This window comes from Dokdonella immobilis (assembly GCF_900115085.1).
Lineage (GTDB): Bacteria > Pseudomonadota > Gammaproteobacteria > Xanthomonadales > Rhodanobacteraceae > Dokdonella > Dokdonella immobilis.
In genome coordinates this window covers 82,917-98,696 of sequence record NZ_FOVF01000014.1, presented here as the reverse complement: position 1 = coordinate 98,696, position 15,780 = coordinate 82,917, and the positions used below count along the sequence as shown (strand labels likewise).

Sequence of the window (15,780 nt, the reverse complement as noted above, 5' to 3'; positions counted from 1 at the left end):
GCCCCTACGAGATCGCCCACGCCGGCGGCAGCGTCGAGTACTGGAACGAGGAACCCGGTTCGGCCTGGTTCCACCGCCTGCGCAACCACTTCCGAAAGCTCGTCTGGATCAACCCGACGCCGATCGAGCGCTGGCGCTACACACCTTCCACCGATCTCGTGCGCGAACTGGTCGAGGACAGGATGTATCCGCTGACGCCGCATGGACTGGCCGACGCGATGCGCTTCCTGGCGCGCTAGCGGGCCGGGATTCGGGATTCGGGATTCGGGATTCGGGATTCGGGATTCGGGATTCGGGATTCGGGATTCGAGATTCGAGATTCGAGATTCGGAGAGCATGCGCGCTTTTGCGAATACGTTCGTCGGAACCCGACCGATCCAATCTTGCGGACTGGAGCGGGATACCGGGCTATTTCGAATCCCCAATCCCGAATCCCGAATCCCGCGCCCTTAAGCTACACTGCGCGCCACCACAGGTGCCTGATCGGTTCGATCGGGTGAAACGGGAAGCCGGTACGTTGTCCTTGCGATCGATCCTGATCGCGGGGATCGGGAAGCGATCATCCCTGGTCGCAACCTTCAACAAGTCCGGCGCTGCCCCCGCAACGGTAGGCAAGCCAAACCTGATCGATTCGCCACTGTGCCATGCACGGGAAGGTGATCAGGCCGATGCCAAGGCATCGCTTGCAAGCCCGGAGACCGGCCTGCGGCGGACGTCGATGACGTCCAAGGTTCCAGGCGTTGCGGCGGGCAACGGACGGGCATGGGTGGCCGCGTCCACCCGCGCTTGTTGGTCCGTGCAATCACCTGGGTTTCGCGGGTGTGCGTTCGGAGAATCCATCATGTTGCCTCGTTCCCTCGTTTTCCTCTGTCTCAACTTCGCCGTTGCCACTGTCGCTGCAAGTGAAGCGGACCTGCAACCCCAGGTCGTCGTCACGGCAACTCGCAGCGCGCAAACCGTCGACGACACGCTGGCCGACGTCAGCATCATTACCCGTCAGGACATCGAGTTCAGCGCAACGCGCGACATCAGTGACCTTTTGCGCCTGCAGGCCGGCATCGACATCGCGCGCACCGGCGGACCTGGCGGACAGACGTCGGTGTTCCTGCGCGGCACGAACAACAACCATGTGCTCGTGCTCGTGGACGGCGTGCGCGTCTCTTCGCTCAATACCGGCGCGCTGACCTGGGAAACGCTGCCATTGGCGTCCATCGAGCGGATCGAGATCGTTCGTGGGCCGCGCGCAAGTTATTGGGGTTCGGACGCAATCGGCGGCGTCATCCAGATCTTCACGCGCAAGCTTTCCGGACCACGCGCCACGGTCGGCTACGGCAGCTACGGCGATGCGAAGGCCGAGGCCGGCCTTGGCCGGCGCGACGAGCAGGGTGGCTACAGCCTGCAGATCGGCGCTCGCGATGTCGATGGCTTCCCGAGCCAGAACGAAAACGGCTTCGCCTTCGAGGACAGGAACCATGGGCTGAGGAACCGGCATTTCGCGGCACGGGCCGATCGGCGCTGGAGCGACCAGGCCATCGAAGGCACCTGGATCCGCAGCCAGGGCACCGCCGAATTTTCCGGTGGCGCCTCGGATTTCACCGAGCAGGCCCTGCATGGCGCCTGGAGCGGATCGATCCGGCCGGGCTGGCGGCAGCGCCTGAGCGTCGGGCACGCCAGCGAGGACTACGCCACGCCGGTCTTTTTCACCCGATATCAGAGTCGCCGCAATTCGTTCGGCTGGCAGAACGAAGTCGCCCTGAACACGTCACAGCGCCTGGTCCTCGGTATCGACCACCTGCGCGAACAGGGCGAGAACCGGGACACCTTCAGCGACACGGCGGCCTATCGCGAGAATCGCCACAATACCGGCGTCTACGCGGGCTGGCAGGCTACCCGCTCGCATTTCGACAGCGACCTTGCCCTTCGAGTCGATGACAACAGCCTGTTCGGCCGACAGACCACCGGATCGGTCGCGGTCGGCTGGCATTTCAGCGACGCCGTGCGCACCTATCTGAGTTATGGCCACGGTTTTCGCGGTCCGACGTTGAACGAGCAGTACTCACCGGGGTTCGGTGGATTGTTCGCCGGCAATCCGGATCTCGAGCCCGAGCGCTCGCGCAGCGGCGAACTGGCCCTGGAGTGGGCACCGGCTGCAGGGCAACGTCTGAAGGCACAGCTCTATGCGACACGGATCCGCAACCTGATCAGCTTCAGCGGTGCGGATTTCCGCGCGGAAAACGTCGCCCGCGCGCGGATTCGTGGAGCCGAGCTCGACTACGAGAAGCGTCTCGGCGATTGGCAGATCGCATCGACCCTGACCTGGCAGCAGCCGCGCAATGAGGACACCGGGACCGATCTGCAGCGTCGCCCGCGGCAGAAGGCAACTGCCAGCATCGACCGCGATTTCGGCCCAGGTGCCCGGGTCGGCGTCGAACTGATCGCTTCGGGCCCGCGCAATGATGTCGGCGGCATCCGCCTGCCGGGCTACGCGCTGGTCAGTGTTCGCGCCAGCTGGTTGCTGTCCAGCCAATGGCGGCTGGCTGCGCGGATCGAGAACCTGACCGACCGCGACTACGAACTTGCATACGGCTACAACACGCCCGGACGCTCCGTGTTTCTCGACCTCGTCTGGTCCACGGACTGAGCCGCTGCCGGGCTCGTACCGGCCGGCCGATGATGCGATCGGTGGCCGGTCCGGACCCGGTCGGTCGCGGTGGACCCGAATTCGCAATGGAGCCCACTCGACCGCCCCGATGTGCTCCACGGCCAGGCGCGCCCGGTCACATCTGTTGCGGTATGGAGCATCGTGCAAGAATGCGCACTGGAGCCGTTGGGGGCGAGTCGTGAAGCAAGCAGGAAAGGGGTCAGCCGAGAAAGCCGACGGCAAGCCGCGTCTGGTCAGGCTGGCGGAGCGTGCGCTGCCCAAACGCGTGCGCTTCCTGCTCGATGGCCTGCAGGAGCGCACGGCCTATTTCGAAGCGTCGCTGTCGTTGCTGTTCGACGAAGTCGAGCAGCGGCTGTTCAAGCTGGCCGATTGCGCACGCAGCAACGAGGAGCAGGCGCGCCTGTTCGAGGCCATCCGCGAAATAAAGCGCGGCAAGTCGGATATCGTGCCGCGCTTCCTGAGTCACCTCGAGTCCAGCCTGGCCCAGATCGACAAGGGGCCGGTAGCAGACACGCAGACCGGCGCCGGCCGGGACAACCGCGGCACGACCAAGCTGGAGCTGGTCGACTCGCGCGACCTGGAAATTTCACTGGCCATGCAGGATATCGGCAACAGGGCCGAAATCCGTCATTCGACTGCCCTGCACATGCTCGGCCATCGCCTCGGCGTCATCGCCGGCAGGCCCGCCTTCGAGCCGGCGGAGTTGCCGCTGGGACCGCTGGCCCTGGCCCGGGCCTTGCAGCATGCCCTCAGCGATCTCGACATCGACCTCGGCGAACGCGTCCGCGTGTTCCATGATTTCGACACCATCGTCATGGGCCCGATCGATCAGTTCTACGAGAGGCTGAACCAGTATCTCGCCGAACAGGGCGTCCTGCCCAACCTGCAGTTCCACTCCCGCCGTGCCGGGCCTGCCGACAACGGTGACGTCAGGAAGGCGACCAATGCCGAGCGCCAGGACGAAGCGGAAGAGCCGGCATCCGCAGGCGATCCCTACAGCGCGCGGGGTGGCGCGGCTCCCGCCACGCGGGGTCCGTCACGAGGCCCGTCGGCTGCCGGTGCCGGATCCGGCCCGCGGCAAGCGGCGCCTGGCAGGTACTCGCCAGGTCCTGCACCGGCGGCCGCCGCGTCGGCGGCCGAGCCTGGGGATTCCCAGCTATTCGCATCCCTGCGTGGATTGCTGGCCGAGCGGCGTCGCTCCCTCGATATTGCGCCCGCAGCGCCCGCATCGGGCTACATGGCGAGTCGCGACGATCTGCAAAGCGTGCTCGGCGCACTGCAATCGAACCCGATCGAGACGTACCAGCAGAACGGGCGGGCGGTGCCGCGCGGTATCGGACACCTCAAGCAGGACCTGCTCAACCAGTTGCGCGAAAAGAGCCCGGAGGGGCAGACGCCGCTGCTGGCCGAAGAGGATTCCGACACCATCGACCTGGTCGGCATGCTGTTCGACTACATCGGGCAGAACCTCGCCTCGCACAGCAGCAGCCGTGAACTGATCGCCAAGCTGCAGGTTCCGGTATTGCGCAGCGCGATCAGCGACAAACACTTCTTCACCCAGCGCAACCATCCGGCCCGGCAGTTGCTCAACAGCGTCGCCGAAGCCACCCAGTTGTGGATGGGCGACGACGAAACCGACAGCGGCATGGTCGACACCATGACTTCGATGGTCGACCGCGTCACCAACGAATTCGATGGTGACCTGTCGCTGATGGAGAAGCTGCTCGACGACCTCGGCAAATACATGTCGCAGGTCACCCGGCGCGCGGAGATCGCCGAGCGCCGCCATATCGACGCCGCCAAAGGGCGAGAGCGACTCGATCTGTCGCGCGAACAGGCCAACGCGGCCGTCGCCAGGCTGCTCAAGCGCGGCAAGCCTGCGCCGATGGTTCGCGCCGTGCTCGAACAGGCCTGGACCGATGTCCTCGCCCTGACCCTGCTGCGCCAGGGCGAGGACAGCCAGGCCTATCGGCGCTGTCTGGCCGTTGCCGACCAGCTCATGCAGATCGGCTCGGGTTCGGACCTCGCCAAGGTCGACCAGACCGTACGCGAGGAAGTGCGCAATGGGCTGCTCCAGGTCGGCCTGCATGGTGACGAGGTCGAAGGTGTCGTCAGCAAGTTGTTCGACCCGAGCTCGGTGGAAAAGAAGACCAGCCATACCGAGCTGGCGCACGCCCTGAAGAGCAAGACGCGACTCGGCGGCGACGCCGCTTCGGCCGGCAAGGCGGCAGCGGAGTCGGCCGGCGACACCCCGGCGCCTGCGCTGACCGGCGCGGAAAAGGAAATGGTGCAACGCATCCGAACGCTTCCGTTCGGCACCTGGTTCGAGTTCGTCACCAACCAGCAGGGCAGCGTGGTGCGTCGAAAACTGGCCTGGTTCTCGACCGTTACCGGACGCTGCCTGTTCGTCAACCAGCGGGGTGCCCGATCCGAGGAGAAGACCATCGAACAGCTGGCCAGGGACCTGGTCCGCGGCCAGGTGCGCCTCTTCAAGGAGGAATCGGGCAGCATCATCGATCGCGCGTGGAAGGCCATCATGAGCAAGCTGCAGCAGTACTCGGGCCAACCTGGTCTGCCTGCGTCGGCATGAGGATGCGTGCATGAACGAACACCGACGCTCACCCCGCAAGTCCGCCTACGTCACGATTCCGGTGACCAACAAGATGACCGGAACGGTCATGGGCCGGATCGGCAATCTGTCCGCGGATGGCATGCTCATGGTCTGCGACCAGCAAGTCGTCGATGGCGCGCTTTTCCAGCTCGGCTTCGAACTGGTCAACGGCCACGGCCAACCACAGATGATCGACGTGGGCGCCCAGGAAATGTGGCAGGAGCGCGCCAACGTGCCCGGTCAGTTCTGGGCAGGCTTCCACTTCATCGACATTTCCGGCAGCGACCTCGAAGCCATCGAATCATGGCTCGGCAATCTCAGCGACTGACCGCGGCCTGCCCTTTGGTCGCGTAGGCCCGAATGAACAGATCAACCGTCGCCGCGATGTGCCGGTCGACTTCACCCGGCTGGAACGTGGCGCCGCTGCACCCGCAGAGCTGTCGCGCGTGCAACTCCCCCTTGAGCAGGCAGAAGAACTGCGAGGCCGCCCGCGGCACGTCGTCGATCTCGAGCTGACCGGCTTCGACCTCACGAGCCAGGAAATTCGCGAAATCCCGCTGCACCCGCTGTGGGCCTGCTTCCCAGAAGATCTGCGCAAGCTTGGCCGAACTGCCGGCGCCGGCAGTCAACAGGCGATTGAGTGCAATCGACTCGGAACTCGTGGCCAGGGCAAAGAACGCCCGCGCGATCGCCGTCAATTGCTCGCGCAGCGGTCCGCTGACATCGACATCGAACAACGCGTCCGGCATCTGCTCGGCGCACTTTTCGCGCACGGCCTCGCCGAACAGGCTCTCCTTGTCGGTGAAATGGCTGTAAACCGTCAGTTTCGAGACCCCGGCCGTGGCCGCGATCATGTCCATGCTGGTGCCCTCGAAGCCGTTTTGGGGAAACAGCTGCTTGGCCGCCTGGAGGATGGCGGCGCGTTTTTCGAGATCCTTGGGTCGCCCGGGACCCGGCGTCTTGGCGGCTACGGCATTCATGGAAAAAATTACTGGACTCGTCAGTTTAGCTTGATTACTATACCACGCAGTACACCAACTGTGTCGATCCTCGGAAGTGTAATGATGCGTCCGGTCCCTGTCTGCCGATACATCGCTGGCGTTTTGCTGATTGCAGCGCTGGCCGGCTGCAACTCCCAGGCCGGCGTCGCCGAGCCGCCGCGGGTGGCCCGCGTCGCCCGGGTCGAGCCTGCCACGGCCCAGGCCGTCAGCGTCTATCCGGGCGAGGTCCACGCACGCTACGAAAGTGCCCTTGGCTTCCGCGTGGCCGGCAAGATCAGCTCGCGCCGGGTCGACGTCGGCACGCATGTCGACAAGGACCAGGTCCTGGCCGAGCTCGATCCGCGCGATCTCGAGCTGGCCACCGCCAGCGCCCGCGCCTCGCTCGCTTCGGCACAGGCCGCCCTGCAACTGGCCAGGTCCGAATACGAACGCTACAAGACCCTGTTCGAGCGGCGCTTCGTCAGCCAGTTCGATCTCGAAGCAAAGACCAATGCGCTCGAAGCCGCCAAGGCGCACGTGGCCGAAGCCCGGGCCGCCCTCGACACGGCGCGCAACCAGACCGGTTATGCCGAGTTGCGCGCCGACGCGGATGGCGTGATCACAGCCGTTTCGGGTGAGGTCGGCCAGGTCGTCGGTGCTGGTCAGGCGATCGTGACGCTCGCCCACGATGGCGCCAGCGAAGTGGAAATCGATGTTCCGGAACAGGCGGTTGCGCAGCTCACCGCCGGCGACGCCGCGCGTGTGGAATTCTGGACCGACAGCGGGAAACTGCACGACGGAAAAGTCCGCGAGATCGCTCCGGGAGCCGATCCGACCACGCGCACTTACCAGGTCCGCGTCTCGATTTCCGACGCCGACGCAAAGCCTCGGCTGGGCCAGACCGCCCGCGTCTACTTCGCATCGGGTGCGCGCGACGACCAGTTCCTGGTGCCGCTCAGCGCGCTCTACGAGAAGGCCGGCGAACCGGCAATCTGGCAGGTCGACACCCAATCCGGAAAGGTCCACCTGGCACCGGTCACCGTCGAGCAGTACGCCGAAACCGGCGCCCTGATCAGCCGCGGCCTGGTCGCCGATGCCTGGATCGTCACCGCCGGCGTACACCGCCTGCGCGAGGGCGAAACGATCAATCCGATCGACTCGCTCAACCGGCGCGTCACCTTTTGACCCTTCAACCCCTCTTCCTGTGCTGCCGGAGCTCCTCCCTCTCCCCGCCGGCAGCACAGTGGAGAGGACCTCTATCGAGCGCGCGTCCGGCCGCTGCGGTCGACGACGGAAGCGGGCCCAAAGTGCATTCGTCGGAAGCGTGAGCGATGCCGTCATTCAATCTTTCCTCGTGGGCACTGCGCAACCAGGCCCTCGTCCTCTACTCGATCATCCTGCTCGCGATCATCGGTATCTGGTCCTACCGCAGTCTTGGCCAGGCCGAGGACCCGCCATTCACTTTCAAGGTCATGGTCGTACAGACCCAGTGGCCGGGCGCGACGGCACGTGAGATCTCGGAAAAGATCACCGAGGCGATCGAAAAGAAGCTGCAGGAGATTCCGGAGCTCGACTACCTGCGCAGCTACTCGCGGCCGGGCGAATCGCAGGTCTTCTTCGTGGTCAAGGATTCGATCGATCCCAACCTGGTGCCGGACGTCTGGTACCAGGTGCGCAAGAAGGTCGGAGACATCCGCTACACGCTGCCGGCGGACATCCGTGGCCCGTTCTTCAACGACGAGTTCGGCGACACCTTCGGCAACATCTACGCGCTGACCGGCGAGGGTTTCGACGACGCCGACCTGCGCGACTATGCCGAGCGGGTCAAGCTCGAACTGCTGCGCGTGCCGAACGTCGCCAAGATCGAACTGGTCGGGCGCCAGGAGCCGAAGATCTACGTCGAGGCTTCGAACGCCAAGCTGGCCAAGCTCGGCGTCAGCTTCGCCGAACTGCAGCAAACGCTGGCCGCGCAGAATGCCGTGGTTCCAGGCGGCAGCTTCGAGACCGCGACCGACCGCATTTACCTGCGCACGAGCGGGGCACTCGATTCGATCGAGGCGATCCGCGATCTCAGCATCCGCGGCAGCAACGGCCGGCTGTTCAGGCTCGGCGACATCGCCGAGGTCCGGCGCGGGTTCGTCGATCCGCCGCAGCCGCGCATGCGCTTCAAGGGCACCGAGGCGATCGGCATCGCGGTCTCGATGCGCAAGGGCGGCGACATCATCGCCCTCGGCCATGACCTCGAGGCGGCGACGACGCGGATCGGCAAGACGCTGCCGGTCGGCCTCGACCTGCACAAGGTTGCCGACCAGCCAGCCGCGGTCAGTCGCTCGGTCGGCGAATTCGTTCGCACCCTCGGCGAAGCCGTCACGATCGTACTGCTGGTCAGCTTCTTCTCGCTGGGCCTGCGCAGCGGCTTCGTCGTCGCGGTGTCGATCCCGCTGGTCCTGGCCATGACGTTCGCGGCGATGGACTACTTCGGCATCGGCCTGCACAAGATCTCGCTGGGTGCGCTCGTGCTCGGCCTCGGACTGCTCGTCGATGACGCGATCATCGCCGTCGAGATGATGGCGATCAAGATGGAACAGGGCATGGACCGGGTCAGCGCGGCGGCCTATGCCTACACCTCGACGGCCTTTCCGATGCTGACCGGCACCCTGGTCACCGCGGCCGGGTTCCTGCCGATCGCCACGGCCAAGTCCGGCACCGGCGAATACACGCGGGCGATCTTCGAGGTCGTGACGATCGCCTTGTTGCTCTCGTGGATCGCCGCGGTCGTCTTCATTCCCTACCTGGGCTACAAGCTGCTGCCGGATCCGCATGCCCCAGCCCGCACGCATCCGCGATCCGGCCTGTCCGCGCGCATCCACGCCCTGCGCGGCCATCTGCCGACATGGTTAGGCGGCATTGCCGAGCGCTCCACGGAGCATGGCCACGACCCCTATGCGAGTGCGTTCTACCAACGCTTCCGCCGTCTGGTCGGCGCCTGCGTCGAGCACCGTTTCCTGGTCATCGGCACCACGGTCCTGATCTTTGGCCTGGCCATCTTCGGCTTCCGCTTCGTCCAGCAGCAGTTCTTCCCCGACTCGACCCGTCCGGAACTGCTGGTCGATCTGAAGCTCAGCGAAGGTTCCTCGCTCAACGCGACCGAAGCCGAAGTCAGGAAGCTGGAAACCTGGCTGGCCGGACGCCCCGAGCTCGAGAACTATGTCAGCTACGTCGGCTCGGGCTCGCCGCGCTTCTACCTGCCGCTCGACCAGCAGTTGCCGCAGGCCGGATTCGCCCAGTTCGTCCTGCTGACCCACGGCAATGCCGAACGCGAAGCCCTGCGCAAGGACCTGCTCAGCCTGTTCCAGGGCGCCTTTCCCGAGCTGCGCGCCCGCGTGATCCGCCTCGAAAACGGGCCGCCGGTCGGCTATCCGCTGCAATACCGGGTTTCCGGAGCGGACATCGACACCGTCCAGCGGCTCGCCCGCGATGTTGCCGACGTGGTCCGCGGCAATGCCAACGCGCGCAACGTCAACCTCGACTGGGAAGAACCGAGCAAGGTCATCCGCCTGGTCATCGACCAGGATCGCGCGCGCGTGCTCGGGGTCAGTTCCGAGGATGTCGCGAACTTCATGCAGAGCTCGCTCAATGGCGTGCCGATCGCCACCTATCGCGAGCGCGACCAGCTGATCGGCGTGCTCCTGCGCGGCCCCGCCGAGGAACGCGCCCAGATGAGCCTGCTGCAGAGTCTTTCGGTGCCGACCGCCTCCGGCCACAGCGTGCCGCTCGGCCATATCGCCAGGATCGACTACGGCTTCGAGGACGGCATCATCTGGCGGCGCAACCGCCTGCCGACGGTGACCGTGCGCGCCGACATCGAAGGCGCGCTGCAACCAGCCAGCATCAATGCCCAGATCAGCCCGGCATTGGATCGCATCCGCGCCGACCTGCCCGAAGGCTATCGACTCGATACGGGCGGTTCGGTCGAGGAATCGGCCAAGGGCCAGGGCTCGGTGAATGCCGGCTTCCCGCTCTTCTTCATCGTTGTCCTGAGCGTGCTGATGGTGCAGCTGCGCAGCTTCCAGCGCGTCCTGATCGTGGTCCTTACCGCTCCGCTCGGGTTGATCGGCGTGGTCCTGTTCCTGCTCGTGTTCCGGGTGCCGTTCGGTTTCGTGGCGATGCTCGGCACGATCGCGATGTTCGGCATGATCATGCGCAATTCGGTGATCCTGGTCGACCAGATCGAACACGACATCGCCGAGGGCCACAAGCCCTGGGATGCCATCATCGACGCCACGGTGCGCCGCTTCCGGCCGATCGTGCTGACCGCCGCGGCAGCCATCCTGGCCATGATCCCGCTTTCGCGCAGCGCATTCTTCGGACCGATGGCGGTCGCCATCATGGGCGGCCTGACGGTGGCCACGGCACTCACGTTGCTGTTCCTGCCGGCGCTTTATGCGGCCTGGTTCCGTGTCCGCCGCGACACGCCGCCGGCACGATTGGCCCCGGATTTGCAGACAGACCATTGACGGAACACCACTTGTCGTTGGCCGGTCCGGAAAGCATCTGGAAACACGCAGCGACGACCACATGAGAGGCAGGTATGGGTGAGGCAGCGCTGAACTTGGCAAATCCCGGTCAAGCCGACCCGGATCGTTGGTCCCTGAGATTGGCCCAGCAGGCCTTCGCTGCCGTGCTGGACGAGCGTCCGCGGCATGGGCGCTTTCGTCGTGCAGCCCTGCGCACGGCGGCGCGTGCCGCACTGTCCGCACTGTCCGGGGACGACCGCGGACTGCTCGAACGCTGGCTGACCCTGCAGTGGGTCACGCTCGGCGCCAGCGGAGCATCCCTGAGTCTGAGCGCCCTCGCCAGCATCGAACCGGCCTTGGCGGCTGCGGTCAGGCACCAGTTGCCGCGCATGCGCGCGCGACTGGACCGGGCCGAGGCCGGATCCACCGTGGCCGCCTGAGGACCCTGCCGCGGCGCCCGGCGCAGGGCTTGTTTGCCGCCTGCGGACAGACCTCTTATGCTTTCGCCCCTTTTTACCCGATTCTGGAACCTGCCGATGTCTACCCAAGCAGAGCTGGCCCGCGAAAACATGGTCGAGAACCAGATCCGCACCTGGGAGGTGCTCGACCCCCGCGTTCTCGAGGTGCTCGGCCGCCTGCATCGCGAGGACTTCGTGCCGGAACGATTCCGTGGCATGGCATTCGTCGACGTCGAGCTGCCCCTGGGCCATGGTGAAGTCATGTTGAAGCCGGTGGTCGAGGGCCGCGTGCTGCAGGCGGTGGCGATCGAACCCGGACAGCGCGTGCTCGAAATCGGAACGGGTTCGGGATTCCTCAGCGCCTGCCTGGCCGAACTGGGAGGCAGGGTGCACAGTGTCGAACTGCACGCGGACCTGGCCGACCAGGCCCGTCGCAACTTGGCCGGGGCCGGCATTGCGGGCGTCACGGTCGAGGTCTGCGATGCCCTGACCGACTATGCAACCAAGGAACCCTTTGACTGCGTCGTACTGACTGGCGCGGTTTTTGCGTTGCCTGAGCGGGTTCGCGGATGGGTCCGGCCCGGTGGCCGGTTGTTCGCGATCACCGGCGAATCGCCGGCCATGCAGGCCTTATTGCACACGCGCGTCGATGCGACCCACTGGCAGACTGAGAGCCTGTTCGAGACCGATATTCCCTATTTGACCAACGCCACGCCGCCGCGCCACTTCACGTTGTAGACGCGCGGCACCCGGCACTGCACACCCGAGGATGATTCGATGATGCAACTCCGTTCACTGCCTTTGGCCCTGGCTCTCGTGCTCGGCGCAGGCGCTCCGCTGGCCCATGCCGACGATCTGATCCAGATCTATGGCGAGGCCCGCGCCTCGGATCCGCAGCTGGCCGGCGCAGAGGCCACCAACTACGCGACCAGCGAGAATGTCGACCAGGCGCGTTCGGCCCTGTTGCCGCAGATCGGCGCCTCGCTGAGCTATTCGCAGAGCCACGGCAGCAGCGGTGGCCCGCAATTCGTCACCAACGAGGACGGGAGCCAGAGCCTGGTCAACGTGACCTCGTCCTCGAACAATTACGACCGGACCCTGAGCGGGCGCCTCGACCAGAGCATCCTCGACCTCAGCAAGTGGACGGCACTGAAGTCCGCGCGATCGGTGGCCAAGGCCGGCGACGCGACCTACGAGGCGGCCCAGCAGGATCTCCTGATCCGCGTCGCCACCGCGTACTTCGACGTGCTGACCGCCGAGGATGCGCTCAAGTTCGCCCAGGCCAACGAGCAGGCCCTGAACCGCCAGATGGAGCAGGCCCAGCAACGCTTCGAGGTCGGTTTGTCGGCGATCACCGACGTCAACGATGCCAAGGCCCAGCACGATACGGCCGTGGCCAACGTGATCACCGCGCAGAACACGCTCGATGACAATCGCGAGGCCCTGCGCCAGCTGACCAGCAAGGAGCCGGGCGAACTCAAGAAGCTGCGCGACAAGCTGCCGCTGGACAAGCCCAATCCGGAAAACCCCGATGACTGGGTCAACGTCGCGATCGCGCAGAATCCGAGCCTCAGTTCCTACGCCTACCAGCTCGAGGCGGCGAATGCGGACATCAACACGGCGCGCGCCGGCCATCTGCCGACGATCAGCGGCCAGATCCTCTACTCGAAGAACCCGAGCTGGGCCGACAACAGTGCGTCGAGTTTCAATGACGCCTTCCACACCAACAGCGAGCGCTGGTCGACCACGGTCGGACTGACCCTCAATGTTCCGATCTTTGCCGGCGGCTACACGCAGTCCAGGGTTCGCCAGTCGGTCTACAACCGCGACGCGGCGCAGGACCAGTACGAATTGCAGAAGCGCCTGGTCGAACGCAGCACGCGCAACGGCTATCGCGCCGTGATCGCCGGCGCCAGCCAGGTCGAAGCGACGCGCCAGGCAGTCATCTCCGCGCAGAGTTCGCTCGACGCGACCCAGGCTGGCTATGAAGTCGGCACGCGTACGATCGTCGACGTGCTGATCAGCCAGCAGCAGCTGCTGTCGGCGCAAAGCAGCTATTCGCAAGCCCGCCACGCCTTCGTCCTCAATGGCCTGCGCCTCAAGCAATCCGCCGGCGTCATCCAGGTCAGCGACCTCGAGGCGGTGAACGCGTTGCTCGAGTGAGCCGGGATTCGGGATTTGGGATTCGGGATTCGCAAGAGCCAACCGGGTAACCGCCGCTCTTACGAATCTCCAATCCCGAATCTCCAATCCCCGCCCTTCACGCCTGCTTCTCCAGCACCTGTTCGACGATCCTGAGAGTGCGCTCGACGGCGCCGCGCTCGCGTTCGAGGACGGCCTGGGCGGCCTGGCCCATGGCGCGGCGCAGGTCTTCCTGGGTCAGCAGGCGGATCACCGCGGCACCGAGCTGTTCGGCGTTTTCGACGCGCAGCACGGCTTTCGCCTCGATGAGGCTCGAAGCCACTTCCTCGGTGTTGAACGTGTGCGGACCGACAATGACCGGCTTGCCGAGCGCGGCCGGTTCGAGCAGGTTGTGCCCGCCGATCGGCTCGAGGCTGCCTCCGACGAAGGCGATGTCCGCGGCCGCATAGAAGTGCAGCAGCTCGCCCATCGTGTCGACCACGAAGCACTGGCAGCGTTCGTCCGCGACCTCGTCCTCGCTGCGCGTGCGCGTGGCGAAACCGAGCGAACGGCAGGCGCCGATCACCGGCCTGAAGCGTTCCGGATGACGCGGTGCGATCAGCAACAGGGCGTCCGGATAGCGTTGCAGGACCGCCGTATGTGCCTTGAGCACGGGCATTTCCTCGCCCTCGTGCGTGCTCGCCGCGATCCAGACCGGACGCCGCCGGCCCCAGCCCTGGCGCAGTTGCTCACCGGTGCCGGCCAGGCTCGGCGGCACCGGCATGTCGAACTTCAGATTGCCGATTACGGCCAGGCGGGTGACCGCGGCACCGAGCGCGCGCAGGCGCTCGGCATCCAGCGGCGATTGCGCGGCGACGAAGCTGGCGCAGCGGATCGCACGACGGGCCAGCGGCCGAACCGGCCCATAGCCGCGCAGGCTGCGCTCGGACAGGCGCGCATTGGTCACCACGATCGGAATCGCGCGCTCGCGGCAGGTGATGAACAGGTTCGGCCAGATCTCGGTTTCCATGATCACCGCGAAGCGTGGCTTGATGCGGTCGAGGAAGCGTTTGACCGAGGCCGGCAGGTCGTACGGCAGGTAGACGTGGAAGACGCGGTCGCCGAACAGTTTCTGCACGCGCTCCGAACCGGTCGGGGTGACCGTGGTCACGACCATCGGCGCCTCGGGATAGGTGCGCATGAGCGCCTCGATCAGCGGCACTGCGGCATTCACCTCGCCGACCGAAACCGCATGCACCCAGCAGCTGTTGTTGAACCCTGGCGCCGGAAAGAAGCCGAAGCGCTCCTTCCAGCGCGACAGGTAGCGCCGATAACGCAGGCCACGCGCGGCCAGCCGGTACAGGATCACCGGCGTCAGCAGGTACATGGTCAGGGTATACAGCAGGCGCAGCACGGATCGGGCTCCAGACAAGACCGCGCAGTATAGGCCGCATAGGCAGAAAGCGGCCCGGCCGCCATAATCGGTCGATGAGTGCCGAATCGCCCCCGTTTCGCCCCGCCCTGCTCGGACCGCGCCACTGGCCGGCCTGGATCGGGCTCGGCCTGCTCTGGCTGCTGTCGCGCCTGCCCTATGGGCTGCTCATGCGCACCGGCCGCGCCCTGGGTTGGCTGTTCGCGCGCATTCCGGGCTCGCGACGGCGCATCGCGGCGCGCAACCTCGAACTGTGCTTTCCGCAACTCGACGCTGCCGAACGCGGCCGCCTGCTCGAGCAGAACCTGCGCGATGTCGGCCTGATGCTGGTCGAGTTCGCCCTGGCCTGGATGGGAACGCGCAAGGCACTGTTGCGGGTCCCTGCACGCATCGAAGGCCTCGAGCACGTCGCCGCGGCCGCCGCCGAAGGTCGCGGCGTGCTCCTGACCGGCGCCCACTTCTCGCATCTGGAACTGGCGGGACGGCTGCTGATCGAGCAGGGCGGCATCCGCCTGGCCGGCATGTACCGCAAGCATGGCGATGCCGCCTTCGAGTGGGCGATCCGGCGCGCCCGCCAACGCTATGCCGATACCATGTTCCTGAAGAGTGAGGTCCGCGCCGCGGTCCGCTACATGCGCGCAGGCGGCGCGATCTGGTACGCCCCGGACCAGGACATGCGCGGCAAGGACACGGTGTTCGTGCCCTTCTTCGGCATTCCCGCGGCAACCCTGACCGCGACCCATCATCTGGCCCGGCTATCCGGGGCGCGGGTGATCCCGTTCTTCCATCGACGCCTCGAAGGCGGCGGCTACGTCCTGCGCCTGGAAGCGCCACTGGCCGATTTCCCCGGCACCGACGTCGCCGCGGACACGGCCCGGGTCAATGCCGCGATCGAACGCATGGCGCGCGAAGCGCCGACCCAGTACCTTTGGATCCACCGGCGCTTCAAGAACCGGCCCGAAGGGCAGGCTTCGGTCTATCGTTGATCGTCCATCGCAG

11 protein-coding genes, 1 pseudogene and 1 riboswitch are annotated in these 15,780 nt (G+C 65.9%); of the genes and pseudogenes, 10 read left to right on the top strand and 2 right to left on the bottom strand.

The features are described 5' to 3' along the window. The 4 genes and pseudogenes from BM125_RS20230 to BM125_RS11125 all read left to right on the top strand — a co-directional run. A pseudogene (locus BM125_RS20230) lies at positions 1-239 on the top strand (hypothetical protein); the annotation flags it as partial. Positions 240-456: 217 nt separating this feature from the next. Continuing rightward, positions 457-721, top strand: a riboswitch (cobalamin riboswitch). 120 nt (positions 722-841) lie between these two features. Beyond that, complete coding sequence (locus tag BM125_RS11135; protein WP_175498034.1) at positions 842-2,641, top strand: TonB-dependent receptor domain-containing protein; 1,800 nt, start codon at positions 842-844, stop codon at positions 2,639-2,641. Positions 2,642-2,840: 199 nt separating this feature from the next. After that, complete coding sequence (locus BM125_RS11130; protein WP_175498033.1) at positions 2,841-5,252, top strand: DUF1631 domain-containing protein; 2,412 nt, start codon at positions 2,841-2,843, stop codon at positions 5,250-5,252. 10 nt (positions 5,253-5,262) lie between these two features. Beyond that, a complete protein-coding gene (locus tag BM125_RS11125) occupies positions 5,263-5,601 on the top strand; it encodes a PilZ domain-containing protein (RefSeq protein ID WP_092407943.1) in 339 nt (112 codons plus the stop codon). On the opposite strand, the gene BM125_RS11120 is transcribed toward BM125_RS11125, so the two are convergent. Continuing rightward, complete coding sequence (locus BM125_RS11120; protein WP_092407941.1) at positions 5,591-6,253, bottom strand: TetR/AcrR family transcriptional regulator; 663 nt, start codon at positions 6,251-6,253, stop codon at positions 5,591-5,593. The genes BM125_RS11125 and BM125_RS11120 overlap by 11 nt on opposite strands. A gap of 84 nt (positions 6,254-6,337) precedes the next feature. On the opposite strand from BM125_RS11120, the gene BM125_RS11115 reads away from it, so the two are divergent. From BM125_RS11115 to BM125_RS11095, 5 genes are all read left to right on the top strand, one after another. Next, complete coding sequence (locus BM125_RS11115) at positions 6,338-7,438, top strand: efflux RND transporter periplasmic adaptor subunit (protein ID WP_175498032.1); 1,101 nt, start codon at positions 6,338-6,340, stop codon at positions 7,436-7,438. Between the two features lie 146 nt (positions 7,439-7,584). Then, positions 7,585-10,770: an efflux RND transporter permease subunit gene (locus BM125_RS11110; protein ID WP_092407937.1), complete on the top strand. Its 3,186-nt coding sequence runs from the start codon at positions 7,585-7,587 to the stop codon at positions 10,768-10,770. A 95-nt stretch (positions 10,771-10,865) separates the two neighbouring features. After that, on the top strand, positions 10,866-11,210 hold the full coding sequence (locus tag BM125_RS11105) for a hypothetical protein (protein ID WP_139224963.1): 345 nt from the start codon (positions 10,866-10,868) through the stop codon (positions 11,208-11,210). Positions 11,211-11,306: 96 nt separating this feature from the next. Continuing rightward, positions 11,307-11,966: a protein-L-isoaspartate O-methyltransferase family protein gene (locus BM125_RS11100; protein ID WP_092407933.1), complete on the top strand. Its 660-nt coding sequence runs from the start codon at positions 11,307-11,309 to the stop codon at positions 11,964-11,966. A gap of 42 nt (positions 11,967-12,008) precedes the next feature. Then, positions 12,009-13,391 (top strand): TolC family outer membrane protein, encoded by a 1,383-nt coding sequence (locus tag BM125_RS11095; protein WP_092407955.1) that lies wholly within the window; start codon positions 12,009-12,011, stop codon positions 13,389-13,391. A 97-nt stretch (positions 13,392-13,488) separates the two neighbouring features. On the opposite strand, the gene waaA is transcribed toward BM125_RS11095, so the two are convergent. Continuing rightward, complete coding sequence (gene waaA, locus BM125_RS11090) at positions 13,489-14,760, bottom strand: lipid IV(A) 3-deoxy-D-manno-octulosonic acid transferase (protein WP_092407953.1); 1,272 nt, start codon at positions 14,758-14,760, stop codon at positions 13,489-13,491. 77 nt (positions 14,761-14,837) lie between these two features. On the opposite strand from waaA, the gene lpxL reads away from it, so the two are divergent. Then, positions 14,838-15,767, top strand: coding sequence for an LpxL/LpxP family Kdo(2)-lipid IV(A) lauroyl/palmitoleoyl acyltransferase (lpxL, locus tag BM125_RS11085; RefSeq protein WP_092407931.1), 930 nt, complete (start codon positions 14,838-14,840; stop codon positions 15,765-15,767). Positions 15,768-15,780 lie beyond the last annotated feature (13 nt).

What these genes read in the sequence shown, in the direction of transcription:
- BM125_RS11100 (WP_092407933.1), top strand. Translation starts at nt 11,307, where the DNA reads ATGTCTACCCAAGCAGAGCTGGCCCGCGAAAACATGGTCGAGAACCAG.
- BM125_RS11125 (WP_092407943.1), top strand. Translation starts at nt 5,263, where the DNA reads ATGAACGAACACCGACGCTCACCCCGCAAGTCCGCCTACGTCACGATT.
- BM125_RS11110 (WP_092407937.1), top strand. Translation starts at nt 7,585, where the DNA reads ATGCCGTCATTCAATCTTTCCTCGTGGGCACTGCGCAACCAGGCCCTC.
- BM125_RS11115 (WP_175498032.1), top strand. Translation starts at nt 6,338, where the DNA reads ATGCGTCCGGTCCCTGTCTGCCGATACATCGCTGGCGTTTTGCTGATT.
- BM125_RS11135 (WP_175498034.1), top strand. Translation starts at nt 842, where the DNA reads ATGTTGCCTCGTTCCCTCGTTTTCCTCTGTCTCAACTTCGCCGTTGCC.
- BM125_RS11120 (WP_092407941.1), bottom strand. Translation starts at nt 6,253, where the DNA reads ATGAATGCCGTAGCCGCCAAGACGCCGGGTCCCGGGCGACCCAAGGAT.
- BM125_RS11095 (WP_092407955.1), top strand. Translation starts at nt 12,009, where the DNA reads ATGCAACTCCGTTCACTGCCTTTGGCCCTGGCTCTCGTGCTCGGCGCA.
- lpxL (WP_092407931.1), top strand. Translation starts at nt 14,838, where the DNA reads ATGAGTGCCGAATCGCCCCCGTTTCGCCCCGCCCTGCTCGGACCGCGC.